16 protein-coding genes are annotated in these 16,344 nt (G+C 35.2%); 4 read left to right on the top strand and 12 right to left on the bottom strand.

What is annotated here, in order from left to right; all coding sequences use genetic code 11:
* Nucleotides 1–13: 13 nt before the first annotated feature.
* From QQS35_RS16645 to QQS35_RS16635, 3 genes are all read right to left on the bottom strand, one after another.
* Nucleotides 14–1,354 carry an ABC transporter substrate-binding protein gene (locus QQS35_RS16645; protein WP_285933357.1) on the bottom strand — a complete coding sequence of 447 codons (1,341 nt, stop codon included), beginning with the start codon at nt 1,352–1,354 and terminating at the stop codon, nt 14–16.
* An 80-nt stretch (nt 1,355–1,434) separates the two neighbouring features.
* Nucleotides 1,435–2,268 carry a carbohydrate ABC transporter permease gene (locus QQS35_RS16640; RefSeq protein WP_285933356.1) on the bottom strand — a complete coding sequence of 278 codons (834 nt, stop codon included), beginning with the start codon at nt 2,266–2,268 and terminating at the stop codon, nt 1,435–1,437.
* 20 nt (nt 2,269–2,288) lie between these two features.
* A complete protein-coding gene (locus QQS35_RS16635; protein WP_285933355.1) occupies nt 2,289–3,254 on the bottom strand; it encodes a carbohydrate ABC transporter permease in 966 nt (321 codons plus the stop codon).
* Nucleotides 3,255–3,421: 167 nt separating this feature from the next.
* Between QQS35_RS16635 and QQS35_RS16630 the strand changes: the two genes are divergently transcribed.
* A complete protein-coding gene (locus QQS35_RS16630; RefSeq protein ID WP_285933354.1) occupies nt 3,422–4,075 on the top strand; it encodes a YesL family protein in 654 nt (217 codons plus the stop codon).
* A 403-nt stretch (nt 4,076–4,478) separates the two neighbouring features.
* Here the strand turns inward: QQS35_RS16630 and QQS35_RS16625 are convergent, their stop codons facing one another.
* The 7 genes from QQS35_RS16625 to QQS35_RS16595 form a co-directional block, all read right to left on the bottom strand.
* Nucleotides 4,479–5,552, bottom strand: a complete 1,074-nt coding sequence (locus QQS35_RS16625) for a Gfo/Idh/MocA family protein (protein WP_285933353.1) — start codon at nt 5,550–5,552, stop codon at nt 4,479–4,481.
* 93 nt (nt 5,553–5,645) lie between these two features.
* The gene (locus tag QQS35_RS16620) at nt 5,646–6,506 is read right to left on the bottom strand and encodes a sugar phosphate isomerase/epimerase family protein (RefSeq protein WP_285933352.1); all 861 of its coding nucleotides are present in this window, start codon (nt 6,504–6,506) and stop codon (nt 5,646–5,648) included.
* A complete protein-coding gene (locus tag QQS35_RS16615; protein ID WP_285933351.1) occupies nt 6,503–7,513 on the bottom strand; it encodes a Gfo/Idh/MocA family protein in 1,011 nt (336 codons plus the stop codon). The genes QQS35_RS16620 and QQS35_RS16615 overlap by 4 nt, the downstream gene beginning before the upstream one ends.
* Before the next feature lie 27 nt (nt 7,514–7,540).
* A complete protein-coding gene (locus QQS35_RS16610) occupies nt 7,541–8,683 on the bottom strand; it encodes a Gfo/Idh/MocA family protein (RefSeq protein WP_285933350.1) in 1,143 nt (380 codons plus the stop codon).
* A gap of 13 nt (nt 8,684–8,696) precedes the next feature.
* Nucleotides 8,697–9,542: a helix-turn-helix transcriptional regulator gene (locus QQS35_RS16605; RefSeq protein WP_285933349.1), complete on the bottom strand. Its 846-nt coding sequence runs from the start codon at nt 9,540–9,542 to the stop codon at nt 8,697–8,699.
* 656 nt (nt 9,543–10,198) lie between these two features.
* Nucleotides 10,199–10,894 (bottom strand): plasmid pRiA4b ORF-3 family protein, encoded by a 696-nt coding sequence (locus tag QQS35_RS16600; RefSeq protein WP_285933348.1) that lies wholly within the window; start codon nt 10,892–10,894, stop codon nt 10,199–10,201.
* Nucleotides 10,895–11,071: 177 nt separating this feature from the next.
* Entirely contained in the window at nt 11,072–12,040 is a 969-nt protein-coding gene (locus QQS35_RS16595; protein ID WP_285933347.1) for a Gfo/Idh/MocA family protein, read from the bottom strand.
* A 516-nt stretch (nt 12,041–12,556) separates the two neighbouring features.
* On the opposite strand from QQS35_RS16595, the gene QQS35_RS16590 reads away from it, so the two are divergent.
* Nucleotides 12,557–13,054: a GNAT family N-acetyltransferase gene (locus QQS35_RS16590; RefSeq protein WP_285933346.1), complete on the top strand. Its 498-nt coding sequence runs from the start codon at nt 12,557–12,559 to the stop codon at nt 13,052–13,054.
* 611 nt (nt 13,055–13,665) lie between these two features.
* Here QQS35_RS16590 and QQS35_RS16585 read toward each other — a convergent pair.
* Nucleotides 13,666–15,060: an L-cystine transporter gene (locus QQS35_RS16585; protein ID WP_285933345.1), complete on the bottom strand. Its 1,395-nt coding sequence runs from the start codon at nt 15,058–15,060 to the stop codon at nt 13,666–13,668.
* Nucleotides 15,061–15,383: 323 nt separating this feature from the next.
* Between QQS35_RS16585 and QQS35_RS16580 the strand changes: the two genes are divergently transcribed.
* Nucleotides 15,384–15,608, top strand: a complete 225-nt coding sequence (locus QQS35_RS16580; RefSeq protein ID WP_285933344.1) for a DUF1659 domain-containing protein — start codon at nt 15,384–15,386, stop codon at nt 15,606–15,608.
* Nucleotides 15,609–15,644: 36 nt separating this feature from the next.
* Entirely contained in the window at nt 15,645–15,857 is a 213-nt protein-coding gene (locus QQS35_RS16575) for a DUF2922 domain-containing protein (protein WP_285933343.1), read from the top strand.
* 71 nt (nt 15,858–15,928) lie between these two features.
* On the opposite strand, the gene QQS35_RS16570 is transcribed toward QQS35_RS16575, so the two are convergent.
* Nucleotides 15,929–16,344, bottom strand: a 416-nt coding sequence (locus tag QQS35_RS16570; RefSeq protein ID WP_285933342.1) for a transposase, incomplete at its 5' end; no start/stop codon positions are given.

Below are 16,344 nucleotides of genomic sequence, written 5' to 3'. Positions count from 1 at the left end.
AAATTTAGATGAATTATTGATTGGCATCTATAATTTTTTGTGTTTTCTCTTGAACATTTTGAACCGTTGTATCAATATCTTGTTCACCCAGAAGATACAATTCGGTTTCTGCTTTAAAATCTGTAACCACTTCTGTAATATAACTTGGAAGTGAAGCGTTACTTGTTGGTGTAATCGATGTAATTGCGTTCTTCAATGATTCTAAATGCATCGCATCAGGTTTTTCTGTATTGTTTACAAGTTTTTCTAATACAGTATCAAGGTCAGCTTCCTTCCAAGCTGGCAACCAAATACCTTGTTCTGAAATTCCTTTGGTTGTCATCCAACGTATAAAGTCATACGCCTCTTGTTTATGTTCGGAGCTTTCACCAATACTAATTAGATCCCCATTAACATCAGCATAGTTCACTCCATCTTCTTCATTTTTTGGCCAAGGAGCCCATGCGATTTCAAATTCCGGCGTAAATTGTCCCCATTCTGTAACCATATAAGTTCCAATTGGAACCATACTTGCTTCTTGCGTGAAGAATTGTTGACGATAATCCATTTGTTGCGAAAGAATTTCAGAATATGGAACAGAAGATTTATCTTCTTGTTCTAATGCATATCTAAATTCTAATGATTCTTTAACCAACGGGTCATCTGCATTTGACGTACCATCCGGATTTACCAGCGCTGTATTCTCTTCCTTACTAATTAATTTTAACGCAGAAAACATATCATGCCATGTGTGTAAATAAGAACCATAATGATCATCTGTTGTCATTGCCTTTGCATACTCACGATACTCATCCCAAGTCCATTCGGTAGGGATTTCAAGACCTGCTTCATCTAAATGGGCTTTATTGATCATAACTGCATTTGTAATACTCTTCATTGGTAGACCATAATCTTTACCGTCTACTGGAGAATATGAATTATTGTATACTTCATTGATGTCAATTCCTTCAGCTTCGACAAATTCATCTATCGGAGCTACAAGACCTGCGTCAATTCTTTTTACTAAATCATTACCGTTGGACCACATCATAACATCAATGGTTTCTCCAGCTGATGCCATCAAATCTAATTGTTTATAATAATCCTCTGAACTCATACTTTCCACTAGTGGAATAGCTTCAACTTTCACACCTGTTTCTTCTTCATACATTTCCATAATCGGCTCAAAGTTAGCAGTCTCTTCAGTAAGCCAATGAACAAATTTAAGCGTTACTTGTTCACCATCTTCTTCATTATTTTGAGTATCATCTGAATCATCACCTTCTGTATTTGACTCCTCATCGCCAGAACAAGCAGCTAATAATAATGTAAGCATTATTGCAACTAACCACATCAAACCCCATTTTTTCCTCATTACTTTTTCCTCCCTTTTTATTGATTTCCTTTTATTTATATCGCACATCACTTTGTATAAAAGTAATGGAACAACCACTTTTAACCTTTAACGCCTCCAAGTTGAATGCCTTCAATAACATGCTTTTGACCAATAATAAAAATAATTAATAATGGTACAATTGCTGACACAGAAGCTGCCATCATAAGCGTATATATACTTCCATGTTGATCTCCAAAGCTTTGCACTCCTAACTGAATGGTATAAAGCGCTTCTGATCTTAAGAAGATCAACGGATATTGGAAGTCATTCCATGTCCAGATAAACCGTAAAATTGCATAGGTTGCAATTGCAGGTCTAACAAGTGGTAATGCGATGTTAAAAAATATTCTGAAATGACCCGCACCATCCATCCTCGCTGATTCAATGATTTCATTACTGATACCAAGATAAAACTGTCTTAGCATAAATGTTCCAAATACACTAAAGCTATTTAGTAATATAAGACCAGTATGTGTATCATAGAGTCCTAACCAACGAAAAAGTAGGAATTGCGTTACGAGTAACGTTTGCGGTGGAATCATGTATGTAGCAAGTACAACTATAAATAGTAATTCTCTTCCTTTAAAATTAATCTTTGCAAATCCATAAGCTGCAAGTCCTGATACTAATACAGAAGTTATCGTCGTTAGCACCGTGACCTTGATGGAATTCCAATACAATAATAAAAATGGCATGTCTCCTGTCCAAACTTCTTTATAGTTAGCTACTGCATTCCATGTTTCAGGGATCCATTGAATTGGAAAGGTTAAAACTTCTTCTTCAATCTTTAAAGACGCTGAAATCATCCAAATGAATGGCATCAAAAACAGTATTCCAAATATCGCCATAACCACAGTCATGGTTATTTTTCTAATATCTATGTCTGTTTTCATAAGACTTTCTCCTCCCCCCTTTAATAGTTAACCCATTTCTTCTGACCAACAAATTGAAGATACGTAATGATCAGAATGATGATAAACATAACTAATGCAATAGATGATGCATAACCAGTTTTTAGCTCCAAGAATGCCTGTTGGTATAAATAAACGACCGGCGTAATCGTGGCATTTGCTGGGCCACCGTCAGTTAACACAATAATCAAATCAAATATTTTAAAGCTAGAAATAATTCCGGTTATCATTAATAAGAAAGTTGTTGGTGAAACAAGTGGTACTGTGATTTTTGTAAATTGATACCAAGCAGATGCCCCATCAATTTGTGCTGCTTCATATAATTCTTTAGGAATATTCTGAAGACCAGCTAGATAAATAATTAAGTTAAAACCAATACCAGTCCAGATCATAATTATCATCACTGATGGTAATGCAAAAGATACATCCGAAATCCAACCGGGAGGATCATTAACACCTAGCGACATCAATAGCTGATTGACAGGACCTTCTGAAGGATGGAATAGAACTCTAAAGACAACTGCCACCGCTACAACACTAGATATGAATGGCATAAAAAATATAACTTTAAAAAGGTCTTTAAAATAAATATACTTATTAATAATTACTGCAATTGATAGAGAAATCATTAATGTTACTGGAATTGCTAATAAAATTAAAAAGTTATTTTTTAATGATTTTAGAAATATATCATTGTCAAATAACGTTTTGAAATTTTCAATCCCGACAAAACTGGCACTTTTGAAACCGGATACAAAATTCCAATCGGTAAAACTTAATACTAATGATGCGATGATTGGGAAGAGAACTAAAATGGATGTACCTAAAAACATCGGTCCAATAAATAGATACCCAGATAAGTTTTCTTGCCAACCACTAAACGGATCTCCATTTCGTTTCTTCTTCTTTTTCTTGAGTTTGACTTGATTTGCCTGTTCAAGTTTAGAACCCTTTACTTCACCTTCCATGTTCTCACCTCAAATCTTTAATATAGCTTCATTATAGGATTTGAATGCGCTTTCTTCAATGCACTACTTTTACCTGATTGATAATATTTTTACTATTACAAATATAAAAGACGAAAAATATCTGTTGCATGATATAGTAGAAGAAACATAAATAAAGGAGTGGTCATATGCATCTTGGAACTTTCTCCGGAGGGATATTTTCTTTTTGTAACTGGATATATCGGCTAGCTTATTTGAATATATTATGGATAGGATTCACCTTGCTTGGAGGAGTTGTTTTTGGTATTTTTCCATCAAGTGTTGCCTTACTTTCTGTTTTAAGACAATTTATACAAAAAAAAGAACCTATCATCTTTTCAACCTTCTGGAGTTATTATAAGAAGGAATTTAAAAATAGTAACAAAATAGGAGTAATCATTGGAATTATCGGGTTCTTAATAGTTTTTAACCTTAATTTTTTGCATCAAAACCCGATTAACCAGGCCCAGTGGTTAATTTATCCCATGATTATTACCGGTTATATGTATCTATTATTCATTTGTTATTTACTTGCATCTTTTATAACTTTTGAACAAACCCTTAGAAGGCATATAAAGAATTCGATTTTGATTATGTTTTTTAATCCGTTGCCAAGTTTCTTTATGATTTTTGGATTTGCAGCCGTTTATTATGCTCTAACATGGATTCCTGGTATTGGATTTTTCTTTAGTGCAAGTTTACTAGGATTAGTAATCCTATCCTCAGCAACTCTTGCTTACCAAAAAATTGAGAAGAAACAATTACAATTATCGAATCAAGTGACAAATGAATCAATTTCATAATTACCTTAAACAGTCATCTATAACGATATATAGTTTGGAAATGTTTTTATCCAACTACATATTGTTATGGATGGCGTTGAAATAGGTATTATGAAATTGATTAAAATAACTAAATATATTCCCTATATATGTAACAGAGAGGGTGTAGTGCTCATTACCTAGCGCTACACCCTCTCTTATTTGCTTCTATAAAGATAAAATATTAAATTTGCTTATTGTCAGGTAACCCCTACTCCTTGCATCCAATTGGGCAGTTCCTTCCACTCTAGGATACCAGTCACAAAAAATTCTTCCATCATAGAAACAATTCCATCACAATCTTAGATCAGTTGGAAGTTAAACGTTTAAAATGAAACAATATTTCCTAAAAGAAAAGGTTGCCCTATCTCAGGCAACCTTTTCTTTATTTTACTTTTCTAGCATTATCTTGAGCAATTATGCATAACTCAGCAGCTTTAAATGCATGTTCTTGCGTCATTGCCTTTTCTGTGCGGTTGATACAATCTAAGATTAGTTCACCAAAGAACGGAAATCCAACTTCACCTCTTAAACGATAGTGTTTTTCTCCCTCTTTATTAACAAGGTATAAATGGTCTCCAGATTCTTCTCTAGCTATATCGACATATTTTCTAATTTCGATTGTTCCTTCTGTACCCACAATAAACGTTCTTCCATCTCCCCATGTGCTTAAACCATCTGGAGTAAACCAGTCAACACGGAAGAATTGAGTTGCACCGTTATCGCCAACTAAGGTTGCATCTCCGTAATCCTCTAACTCAGGCGTGCTTGGATTACCGTAATTACCTACCTTACTCTGCAACACTTCTGCATCCTTGCATCCCGCATAAAATAAAAATTGCTCAATTTGATGACTACCGATATCACATAGAATTCCACCATATTTATCTTTTTCAAAAAACCAGTTAGGACGGCTTGGTGCATTTAAACGATGTGGGCCAAAGCCAGTTACGTGAATAACGTCACCGATAGCCCCTTCTTTAATTAGATTACCTGCAAAAACTGCACCTTCTACATGCAATCTCTCACTAAAGTAAACCATATATTTTCGCCCTGTTTCCTGCACTACTTTTTTTGTCTCCTCTAGTTGAGCTAAAGTCGTGAATGGAGTTTTATCCGTGAAGTAGTCCTTGCCTGATCGGAGTACTTTGTTACCTAGTTTGCTTCTTTCACTTGGAACAGCCGCTGCTGCAATAAGTTTAACTTCCGAATCTTCTAACACCTGCTCTAAGGAATTAGCTTCTTTTGCGTCTGGAAATTTTTCTAGTAAATCTTTCACTTTAGTTGGGTCTGGATCATAAACCCATTTGAGTGTGGCACCAGCTTCCACTAGTCCATTACACTGACCAAAAATGTGACCATGATCCAATGCCACCGCAGCAAATACAAATTCATTTGGCTCGACGACAGGGTTTGGTTTCCCTTTTGGTGCATAATTCATTCCATCTGCTTTTCCCACTTTTAAAACACCCCTTTATACGATTCGGAAATCTAATCCATGTTCTATCAATTGTATGCTAGAACTTCCATCTTGCAGTACTCCAGTTTAACTTTAAAACCAATCTGCGTACCCCATTTTTCTTAAGTTTTCAGCTGAATCTCTTAAGCAATCAAACGGATCACGACCATAGGTATCATCTTGTTCAATTAAGAAGTGTTCTGCACCCGCTTCAAGTCCCGCTTCCATAATTGCCGGAATATTAAGATTGCCTTCTCCAACTTCAGCAAATTCAATCAGGTTGGTAAATTTAAAGAAGAAGTTTTGCATATCCTTCAAATCATCATCTGTGATATCTAAGTCACCGATTCGATAATCCTTTAGATGTATTAGTGAGACACGATTTTTGTATTCCTTAATAAATGATACTGGATCTACACCAGCGCGGTGAATCCAGTGAACATCTAATTCAAAGCCCAACACAGATGTATTTTCTTTCATCATATCTAACAAGAATTTTCCATCGTAACGTTGAAATTCGATGTGATGTGTGTGGTAATAAAGCGAAATCCCTTCATCTTTTAATCGTTTCGCCATCTCCTCAGCTCGATCGATAAAAGCGATAATTTTATCCTTATCACCCATTATCGTAAATGGCAACATCCCAATTCGAATGTAATTACAGTCTAATGCTTTACAATCTGCAACAATTTTCTCGTAATCATCTCGTAAGGTTTCTGCCTCTGCTCCTGGGGTCATTGGTTCTAGGGGAGCTGTTGTAGCGGTTATTGCAATGTTAAAATCATCGCTTGCTCTTTTCATCTCACTTACATTTTCTTCTGTCATTGGTATTTGAGATACTTCTACAGAGTGAAAACCTAAATCATGTAATTGTTTCAAGGTTTCATAGGCACCTAATTCTTCCACTTTCTTTTTTAACATCATCATTTGAACGCCGATTTTCCCTTTTGTCATTGGTAAGCCTCCATTTGAATTTCTTTTTTTATTTCAGAAGAATGTCTGATTGCACCAATCATTTCTAATGAGGTTTGTGCTTCTTGCGCATGCACATAGTCCTCTGTATCGTTAATTATTGCTTGATAAAATTGTCCGATAAGCTTTGCATGGCTGGCTCCATAATAAAATTTAGAACCAGGTAGCTTTTCATCTTCTACTAAACAAACCTTCTTTTCGGTATCACTTGAAATGGTTAAAATACTATCTTTAATGGTTAGTTTTGCTTTGTCGAGTAGTACTTGGAACTCGATAGATGAATTGGAAGAATACGTAACGGTAGCAAAGAACAATCCAGTCGCACCATTTTCAAATTGGATATGGGCTGTGGCAGTATCCTCCACCTCATACCCATAATCAACTAAAGTATCAATCGAGCCACGAATGGATTTCACACGCCCACCAATTAATTGCATCAAATCTAATGTATGAATAGATTGATTAATCATAACGCCGCCACCAGCGTACTTCATCGATCCACGCCACGGTTTCACATCGTAGTATTCTTTTGGACGAAACCAAGTAACTAAGCCTTTAACACCTTTTACCTTGCCATATTTTTCGCTAGCAACAATTTCAAGTAACTTTTCAACCGTTTTATTAAAGCGATTCTGCAGACACACGCATATTTTTGATTGTGGGAATTTCTTTTCCACATCCACAATTGATATGCCCTCTTCAGGTATTCTAGCTAAAGGTTTTTCTAAAAAGACATGTACATTATGTTTTACACAATACTCTGTTACTTCACGATGTAAATAGTGTGGCAAACATACATGTACACAATCCAAGTCTTCTTTTTCGATCATTTCTTTATAATCCATATAAAAAGTTGCGTTTTTTGCTTTTTTTCCTAACGATTCTTCAACATCACAAGCAGCTACTAATGTTGCTATACTGCTATTTTGAATTGCATCAATATGAATAGTAGAAATATCACCTAATCCTATTATCGCTACTTGGAGCATCTATTTGACACCACCTATTGTCTTTTATTACTTTTCTTGAGCTCTTAATTTATTTAATTCTTCTAAATACAATTCTTCATCTAATGGTAAATCTACTTCTTTTCCTAACCAACTGGATAAATGCATCGCATTCGCTAATGTCACACCATTAATGCCATCACTACCTGGTGCAATAAGCTCTGTACCATCTAAAATGTTCGCTGCAAAATTCTCAAGCACACTGGCATGTTGTCCACCCCATACACTTTCGAAATCCAATACTTCTTCTTCAAAAATAGCACCAGGTCCTTCTCCCATAAATAATTTCATCGTTTCTTGCCAAGACAAGGAATCGCTCATTTCTTTTTCAGATTTATGAAGACGCTTAATAGTAACTTTTTTACTATCATCAACGACTATTTTTCCTTTATCTCCTAAAATCTCAAATCGGTCCGTACCCATTACATCATGCGTACACGTAATGAAAACACCAGTTGCACCATTACCATAGTCAAATACAGTTGTTACATCATCTTCTACTGGGATATCGCGTTGATAACCGTACTGTGCTTTTGTATAAACTTTTTTAGGCATACCACAAATCCATTGCATTAGATCAATTTGGTGTGGTGCTTGATTAACCAGAACTCCTCCACCTTCACCGTCCCACGTTGCGCGCCATGAACCTTGATCATAATATGCTTGTGGTCTCCACCATGTCGTGATAATCCAGTTGGTACGTCTGATTGCACCAATTTCGCCGTTATCAATAATTTCTTTTACTTTACGGTACAATTCGTTTGTACGTTGATTAAACATAATCGCATACGTAAGTTCTGGCTTTGTCTTTGCAAAATCATTAATTTCTTTTACTTGTTTCGTATAGACACCTGCAGGTTTTTCAAGAAGTGCGTGAATATTTTTTGATAGTGCTTCTATGCCCATTTCAGGATGCAAGTAGTGTGGAACACATGTAACAATTGCATCCACTTTTCCACTATCAATCATTGTTTTGTAATCATCAAAAAATGGAACATTTGGGTAATTCTCTTCGGAAACTTTTTTCTTTTCTGTGTCTGTGTCACAAATTGCACCCAATTCCATGTTTGGAACTCTTCCCTCTTTAATAAAGTTCGCATAAGTGAAACCCTGTTGACCTAATCCGATAACTCCTAATTTTACTTTTTCCATTCTATACAACTCCTTATTGATATATTTTCAGGCGTTCACGTCGGTACTCCCGAGGTGTAACCCCGATTTTCGATTTAAAATAACGACTAAAATGAGATATACTTTCAAAGCCTGTTTGATAAGCAATATCTTTTAAAGCTTTGTCTGGTTCTGCTTCTAAGAGGTACTGGACCTGTTGCAGACGACAAGCCATTACATACTCCATCACTGTGTACCCTGACATTTCTTTAAAAACATGGGAAACATAGGATTTACTTAAATTTAAATCATCTGCAATTTTTTCAATGGTCAATTTTTCTGAAAAGTATTGCTGAATATACGCAGCAATATTTTCAGCATGTATTGCCTTCTCATTTTTTTCGGAAAGGTGCATAGTTGAATCAGCTAAACCAATTCGGTTAACCATGATTAAAATTTCAACGAGCAATACCTTTAACTCCATTTTCTTTTCAGCATCTGTTCGGTTTTCATCTTTGCTGATTTCTTGCATACACTTGATAACGCTTGCAATTTGGTTGCTAATAATAGAATCAGTAGGTCTGATCAAACAATGATGCAACCTTTCAAAAGCTTCTAATAAATGACTGGCATTTAACGCTTCTAATAAAGGCATGATTGTTTGTGGATTAAAGTGAATATGACTTCTAACGTAATCACTATGAGCAGGCAGGTTCGGTTTATGAAGAGCAAGTCCATCCATCAAAAGAATATCTCCTGGTATTAAATCATAAATTTGATTATGAATTAAATAGCGACAGGTTCCCTTATGAAACAGAAATATTTCATATTCTTGATGTGAATGAAGTGGAATATCCACATTTCTTCCCTTTAATTCATAGTTTGCTAAGAAATCGTCCATACGCTTCACCAATCCTTCTATATCATGTTATTAAATAATTTAAGATAAGTCATTAGATGATAGTGCTTTCATTTTATTAAAAATTGACTGAAAGCGCTTTTTTGTTAAGCACGTTGAGAATATTTCTGTATATATTGATAATTGGGTGGGAGAAACTACATACATCCAATCACTATTTTACTATAATAAAATAATCTTTATGTTTTGACTAAACAAATTTGTTAACGATTCCATAAAATAAAGGCTCGTCATTGACTGATGAGGATGTGGAAGCCTTACTAAGAAGAAAAGATTGAGGAATTAAAGATGCTGAAGAGCTTTGTGTAGAAACCATCACTATTGATATTAACAATATCGTTAATTTATATAATTCTGAAACAATTATGATTAACAGTAAATTATTATCCGCTTATCCAGGAGCAATGGAGCATATTAAAACACAATTAAAATCTTCTATTACATAGTATCATGATATTGTATTACCACCACTTAGTATGAAGGTCGTAATTTCCATGAAGATTTACCACGAAAATCCCCAGGTGAGCACCAAACCCAGGCTGAAGACGGCAAAGAAACGAAAAACCATATGATGACACTCCAACTGATTACTGATTTTTTAAAGAAAGGGATCTAAAATGATGATCCCTCACTAACTGCTAATAACCCTTATACGGATCTTTCCCCAGCTTGTCCCATTCTGTTTTCTTATATTTGATAGCTTTAAGACAACTATTAATAAATTCCTTATCATATTCTTTGTATCTCTGTTCATCAGCCCAAGTTCTCATCATTTTATAATCCGGATGTTGATCATCATGATAAATAGATAAAAAATCATAATACCCTGGAATTCCACCAACATCTTCGGGAGGAGCAGTCTCTGCACCGTCTATGAGTGTTGGGTAGCCATAATAATATTCTTCTGTCGTCTCTTCTAATATAACTTTAATTCTCCAACCATCACCGAAATCATAAACATAATCTAATTCTCCGTTTTTTTCTATATACGGGTCTATCTTTAGTGTTTGGGGCTTACGTATTGTTGTATTCAAATGACGAGCAATCGCACCAAATGGATCTTTCTCTTTATCCAGTGTCGTATGTTTATATAGCTTTTTGTATGCTTTATTCTCTTGGTATTCTTCTTCATTAATCGTGACCACCAGGTTATCTTCATGTAATACAAATTCAAAAAGATGATACGGTTCGTAGGGATAACCGCTCTGGAAATTCATCGTATTTTGAATAATATCGTGAAGTCGGTTGAATGTAGCATCAGCTGGCATCATTACCCTTCTCCAAATCAGAGGGGTTGAATCCACTAGTTCTATTTTTATTTGGTAGGCTTTCATTGGTATCAATCCTTTCTTGTCAAATATACCAGATAGAATTCTTTCTCCTAGTTTACAACACTATCGTTAAATCATAAAAAGATTTAAAATTGTCTATAACTCGTTGGTAAAAGTCCGAACCTCGATTCAGATGAAACCTAAAAAGGAAGCAGAGAATCGTCCCCATGCTTCCTCCCCCTAAAGAATAATTGTCCTTCCACTGACTGCAGATTCTACAGCAGCACTGGTTACTTGTTGTGTTTTGAATGCATCTTCATAATCGGATAGAATTAATGAAGCATCTCCCGTCCTTAATGCGTTAATAAATGCCTGATTTTCTATAAAATATGGATCCGTTGTATCATTATACGTTGCTTTATCATTACCAGTTTCCATTCTCAACACGGTTGGTTTCCAGTCGATATTACCTTGATTTGTGTACACTGTTACACCAACTGAGCTTTGCCCACTAGGGGAAATACATGCATTAGAAACATTTGCAATAATGCCATTTTGAAACTTTAAATTAACCGTACCAACATCAGCAACAGTAACGGATTCAGCTTTTTCATGCATAATACGGTTTCCAAAGAAAGCATGTACTTCATCAACTTCACCAGCTAAATAACGCAATATATCTACAATATGTGTCGTTTGTTCATTAAATTGACCCCCAGACAAATCTTGATTTCTCCACCAATATACGCCAGGCATGTCACCTACCCATTGACCGGATATCATCCCGATTGTTTGAGAACCTACTACCTGTTTCATCCGTTGAACCGACTCACTATAACGGAAATGATAACCTACGGATGTTAACAATGACTTTTTCTTCACTTCAGCTAAAATTGCACCTGGAATCTCTTTATCCACCCCAAGTGGTTTTTCAACAAAAAATGGAATGTTACGTTTGATTAATTCCATTTCCATTTGACCATGAGCCATCGGAGGCACACATAGATACACTGCATCTAATTTGGTGGAATCTAACATGTCATCAAAGTTGTCATACCCTTTTGCTGAAAACTCAGATGCAATTCTGTCGGCCTTTTGCTTACTTGTACCGCAAAACGCCTTCACGTTTACATCTCCCATCTCGGCTAAAATGCGTGCATGCTTTTCACTAAAGTTACCCGTTCCTACTATACCAATAGTTATCGTCATAAATAGCAAACCTCCCATTTTAATGAAAAAGCCTACGTTGGATGATGTTTTACCGAAGCCTTTTTTCCATTTTACTACATTAAGTGAATAAGTTATGCCATTTAGGTGGTTTTTTCTAGTTTACCTACATCAATTTGTTAAGTCTCCTATAAGTTTTTTTCATTCTAAAAAGGATCCCCATCAAAGATTAAGTAGTTCCGTTTCGGTGGAGAAACATTTTAAAGTAGCACACTAATTGACAGACCAAATTACATGAGATTTAATCTGTTTTTTTCCCCCTCTATATCAATGTTCATTGAATATGAACACTTGAATTAGCATACGAAATCGCAACCCAAATAACACACTGACAATAGCTTCTGTTGTCAACGTGCTATTTACTATGTTGATTTTTATTAACCAAGTAGGTAATTGTAAATTTATGTTAAAATAAATTTAGAGTTTGTGAAGGGTTTTTCTTAAACTTACGGCGCGATTAGTTCAATAAGAGTGAAACAAATAAGGGAGCGAAAATTAATGATAGTTAGAGAAGTAGAAACTTCTGATGCAGAAAATTTAGCAAATCTTATTAAGCAGGTTGATGAAAGTTCACAGTATATGCTTTGGGAAGCTGGGGAAAGAGATATTCAATCCGAAAACCAATTAAAGATGATTGATGGCATTAAGAATGCTGAAAACTCTACTATACTTGTTGCTGAAAAGGATAATGAGTTGGTTGGTTACTTAATAGTTATAGGTGGTAATGCACAACGGAATAAGCATTCGGCTTACATAGTTATTGGGATTTTGAAGGGTTATAGAGGAAAGGGAATCGGAAAACAACTAATTAACAAACTAGATCAATGGGCCGCTAATCAAAATGTTAGTAGGTTAGAACTAACAGTCGTAACTAAAAATGAAGGAGCATTATCATTATATAAGAAATTAGGATTTGAAATTGAAGGAATAAAAAGAAATTCATTGCTTATAAATGATGAATTTGTTGATGAATACTATATGTCGAAACTTTTATAGTATTGTTCTTGAATGAACAGGCGCGAAACTTTAACAAGGGTATTCGCCTTTCCTTGTTGAAGTAAAGGAGCAGGTTAGTGGAATAAAGAAGCGATAATAATTTGAAAATAAAGGAAAAAGTCATTGAGATGCTGTTTAACGAAAATAAGTATAGAGGTATTAAATTCTTGTTTGTAATTATAATGGTAGTTATTATAAGTATCCTCATTTCTCGTTATAAACAACTCTATATCGTTTTCTTTGTACCCTTATTAACAATATTTTTGATTATGGATATTGTCAAAATAATGTGGTACAACAAGAAACATAATTTTAAGACACGTGTAATAGATAAGATAGCACCTTGTTTATATGTTTTAGTAATAATCGCTAGTTTCTTTCTTGTCTGACGTTATTAAAGTATTGGGTGCTTTAGTTTAACAAGACAATATAAAAAACAAACGCCTGAACATTTTAATGTCCAAGCGTTTGTTTTTTGTTATTTGTACTGTTATTTATGGTGCTAAACATAGTGTGTTTTAGTAAGTTATTTCACCTGTTATTTAGATTTTCTCCACAGTATCGGAACTACTTAATCAAAGATGGAAGTCCTTTTTTTATTCCTTAACTATTTAGAGACCTGTTTCTCTTTCAATTGCATTGCGGTCGTTAAACGTTTTTAAATTCAACTTATTCATGATTCTAGATGTTAAGGTACCGGATACCATGGCACCATTTACGTTTAATGCTGTACGGCCCATATCAATGAGTGGCTCTACAGAGATAAGTAGACCCGCTAAAGCTACTGGTAGATTCATAGATGAAAGGACGATTAATGCTGCAAATGTAGCACCGCCACCAACACCAGCAATACCAAATGAAGCAACACCAATAATTAGAACTAATTGAACAATAAATCCAGGTGAAAGTGGATCGATTCCCTGTGATGGAGCAATCATTACAGCTAACATCGCAGGATAAATACCGGCACAACCGTTTTGCCCAATCGTTGCACCAAACGATGCCGACATATTGGCAATTCCCTGGTGAACTCCTAAACTATTTTTCTGCGCTTGAATATTAAGCGGAATCGTACCTGCACTAGAACGAGATGTAAAAGCAAATCCTAGTACTGGCAATACTTTACGAAGGAATGTGAATGGGTTAAGCCCAAACAAACCAACGACAACTAAATGTATAATAAACATAACGAGTAACGCTACATACGATGCCCCAACAAATTTACCAAGTTCTAAAATACCAGCCACATCCGTATTGGCTACTGTGTTTGCCATTAAGCCTAATATACCAAATGGTGTTAAGCGAAGAATGAGTGTTACGATGCGCATAACTATCGCATATACAGCATTAACCCAATCAACAAAAACCTTTGCTTGCTCTGGTTGTTTCCTACGAACACCAAGAACAGCAATACCGACAATAATAGAAAAGATTACTACTGCAATCGTCGAAGTAGCACGAGCACCTGTCATGTCTAAAAATGGATTAGACGGGATAAAACTTAATACTTGTTGCGGAATCGTTAAATCTTCTACCGTTCCTAAACGTTCTTCTAAAGCAATACCACGATCGCTTTCCGCTTGACCTGCTTCGATTTGTCCAGCGTCTAAATTAAAGACAGAAGCTGCACCAATACCAACAAAAGCTGCCACCATTGCAGTTGCTACCAAAATGCCAATGATCCATGCTGACATTTTTCCTAATTCAGCAGATTTTTCCAAGTTAATAATCGACTGAATAATAGAAACCATGATGAGTGGGATAACAATCATCATTAATAAACTTACATAACCTCTTCCGATAACATTAAACCAATCGGTTGATGTACTAACAATTTCAGATCCAGGATCATAAGCAATTTGTAACAATGCCCCTAGTAATATACCAAGACCTAAACCTGTGAACACACGCTTACTAAAAGAAACGTGCTTCTTTTGCATGTAAAATAAAACACCAATAAGTGCAAGCATGATAATGATATTAAGTAAAATAAATAACGTATCCATGTTGTTTTTCTCCCCCTGTCAATTGATATTTAACCAATCGGCTTAACTGCTTACCCTTTTAATCCGATTAACTAACTTGGATTATAATACAAGGTTTAAAATCTTATGTCAATATTTATATTCTGACTTACTTTGGATTATTCTTATAAAGGACCGAGAAAGAAGAACCATCCGCTACTTCGAAGTAATATATCTTCATTCCAAATCTAGTTCCTTTCCCAATTAGTTTCAATTGAACATCGCCTTGTTCAATTAATTTTAAATAGTAGACACCTCCTTCTACCTTACAAACGATTATATATGTGAAAGGAGGTGGACAGCAGATGGCAGTCGCACAAACAATTGATTCAAGATTACAGTTAGTCTTTGAAAATGGTGTTGATTTGGAAAGTGGTAAAGTAATACTTAAAAACAAAACCTTCAACAACGTAAAAGTTGCAGCCACACCAGATCAATTACTAGCAGTTACAACAGCTCTAGTTCCTTTACAGCAGCTAACCCTTTATTCGGTAAAACGTAATGACACAGAACTTATTACAGCTGAATAATCATTCCAACACACAAAGATATAGGAGGTGAGTATATTGAAAACATTAGAACTAAAGTTTCTAAATGAAGAAGAAAAAATCGTTACGCTTTCCTTAGATCAACCAGTTGAGCCTGCAGACCCAGCAGCAATAGATCAGGCCATGGATGAAATCATTACCCAAAACGTGTTCTTTTCAGCAGGTGGTAGCTTAGTTAGCAAAAAAAGTGCCAGAATCGTTGAACGTAACGTTGTTGATATAGAGATTTAATAGGTGGAAGCAGGGGACGGTTCGGGACCAGTGAAAAACTAGCGTTTTTTTCTATGTTTCTTAATAAACCTTTATTCGAATGACCATGACACTTTAAAAATGTGCTTTTTTATTAAAACAGATGAATATGAAGAGGATACTATTGCCGATATCCTCTTCATATTAACTGCGATTGCAGCTAATTTTGATTGTATGGACACACTTAATAGACCATACCCCCTGGCTCTGGATAGGCCGTGAAATCTTTTAAGCTCCGCATTTTTACCTTCAATCGAAGCTCTTTTTTTATATTTTTCCTTGAACTTTTCTGTCTTCTGATATTGAGACATTTCATAGTAATCTGTTGTGTTCAACCCAATAGTTAGAATTCTTCTTGCACGCCCTTGTGTACACAGGTCATGCAACGGACAAGTTTTACATTGATTGAGCTCAAAATAATATTTATACCCTTCTCTTTTTCCATCCTTTCTATTTGAAATATAACGTT

It is taken from the genome of Aquibacillus rhizosphaerae, from assembly GCF_030282825.1.
Taxonomy (GTDB): domain Bacteria; phylum Bacillota; class Bacilli; order Bacillales; family Amphibacillaceae; genus Aquibacillus_C; species Aquibacillus_C rhizosphaerae.
This window is presented reverse-complemented; position numbering and strand designations above follow the sequence as displayed.

What these genes read in the sequence shown, in the direction of transcription:
- QQS35_RS16645 (WP_285933357.1), bottom strand. Translation starts at nt 1,354, where the DNA reads ATGAGGAAAAAATGGGGTTTGATGTGGTTAGTTGCAATAATGCTTACA.
- QQS35_RS16580 (WP_285933344.1), top strand. Translation starts at nt 15,384, where the DNA reads ATGGCAGTCGCACAAACAATTGATTCAAGATTACAGTTAGTCTTTGAA.
- QQS35_RS16630 (WP_285933354.1), top strand. Translation starts at nt 3,422, where the DNA reads ATGCATCTTGGAACTTTCTCCGGAGGGATATTTTCTTTTTGTAACTGG.
- QQS35_RS16595 (WP_285933347.1), bottom strand. Translation starts at nt 12,040, where the DNA reads ATGACGATAACTATTGGTATAGTAGGAACGGGTAACTTTAGTGAAAAG.
- QQS35_RS16615 (WP_285933351.1), bottom strand. Translation starts at nt 7,513, where the DNA reads ATGCTCCAAGTAGCGATAATAGGATTAGGTGATATTTCTACTATTCAT.
- QQS35_RS16620 (WP_285933352.1), bottom strand. Translation starts at nt 6,506, where the DNA reads ATGACAAAAGGGAAAATCGGCGTTCAAATGATGATGTTAAAAAAGAAA.
- QQS35_RS16585 (WP_285933345.1), bottom strand. Translation starts at nt 15,060, where the DNA reads ATGGATACGTTATTTATTTTACTTAATATCATTATCATGCTTGCACTT.
- QQS35_RS16590 (WP_285933346.1), top strand. Translation starts at nt 12,557, where the DNA reads ATGATAGTTAGAGAAGTAGAAACTTCTGATGCAGAAAATTTAGCAAAT.
- QQS35_RS16635 (WP_285933355.1), bottom strand. Translation starts at nt 3,254, where the DNA reads ATGGAAGGTGAAGTAAAGGGTTCTAAACTTGAACAGGCAAATCAAGTC.
- QQS35_RS16605 (WP_285933349.1), bottom strand. Translation starts at nt 9,542, where the DNA reads ATGGACGATTTCTTAGCAAACTATGAATTAAAGGGAAGAAATGTGGAT.
- QQS35_RS16610 (WP_285933350.1), bottom strand. Translation starts at nt 8,683, where the DNA reads ATGGAAAAAGTAAAATTAGGAGTTATCGGATTAGGTCAACAGGGTTTC.
- QQS35_RS16600 (WP_285933348.1), bottom strand. Translation starts at nt 10,894, where the DNA reads ATGAAAGCCTACCAAATAAAAATAGAACTAGTGGATTCAACCCCTCTG.
- QQS35_RS16640 (WP_285933356.1), bottom strand. Translation starts at nt 2,268, where the DNA reads ATGAAAACAGACATAGATATTAGAAAAATAACCATGACTGTGGTTATG.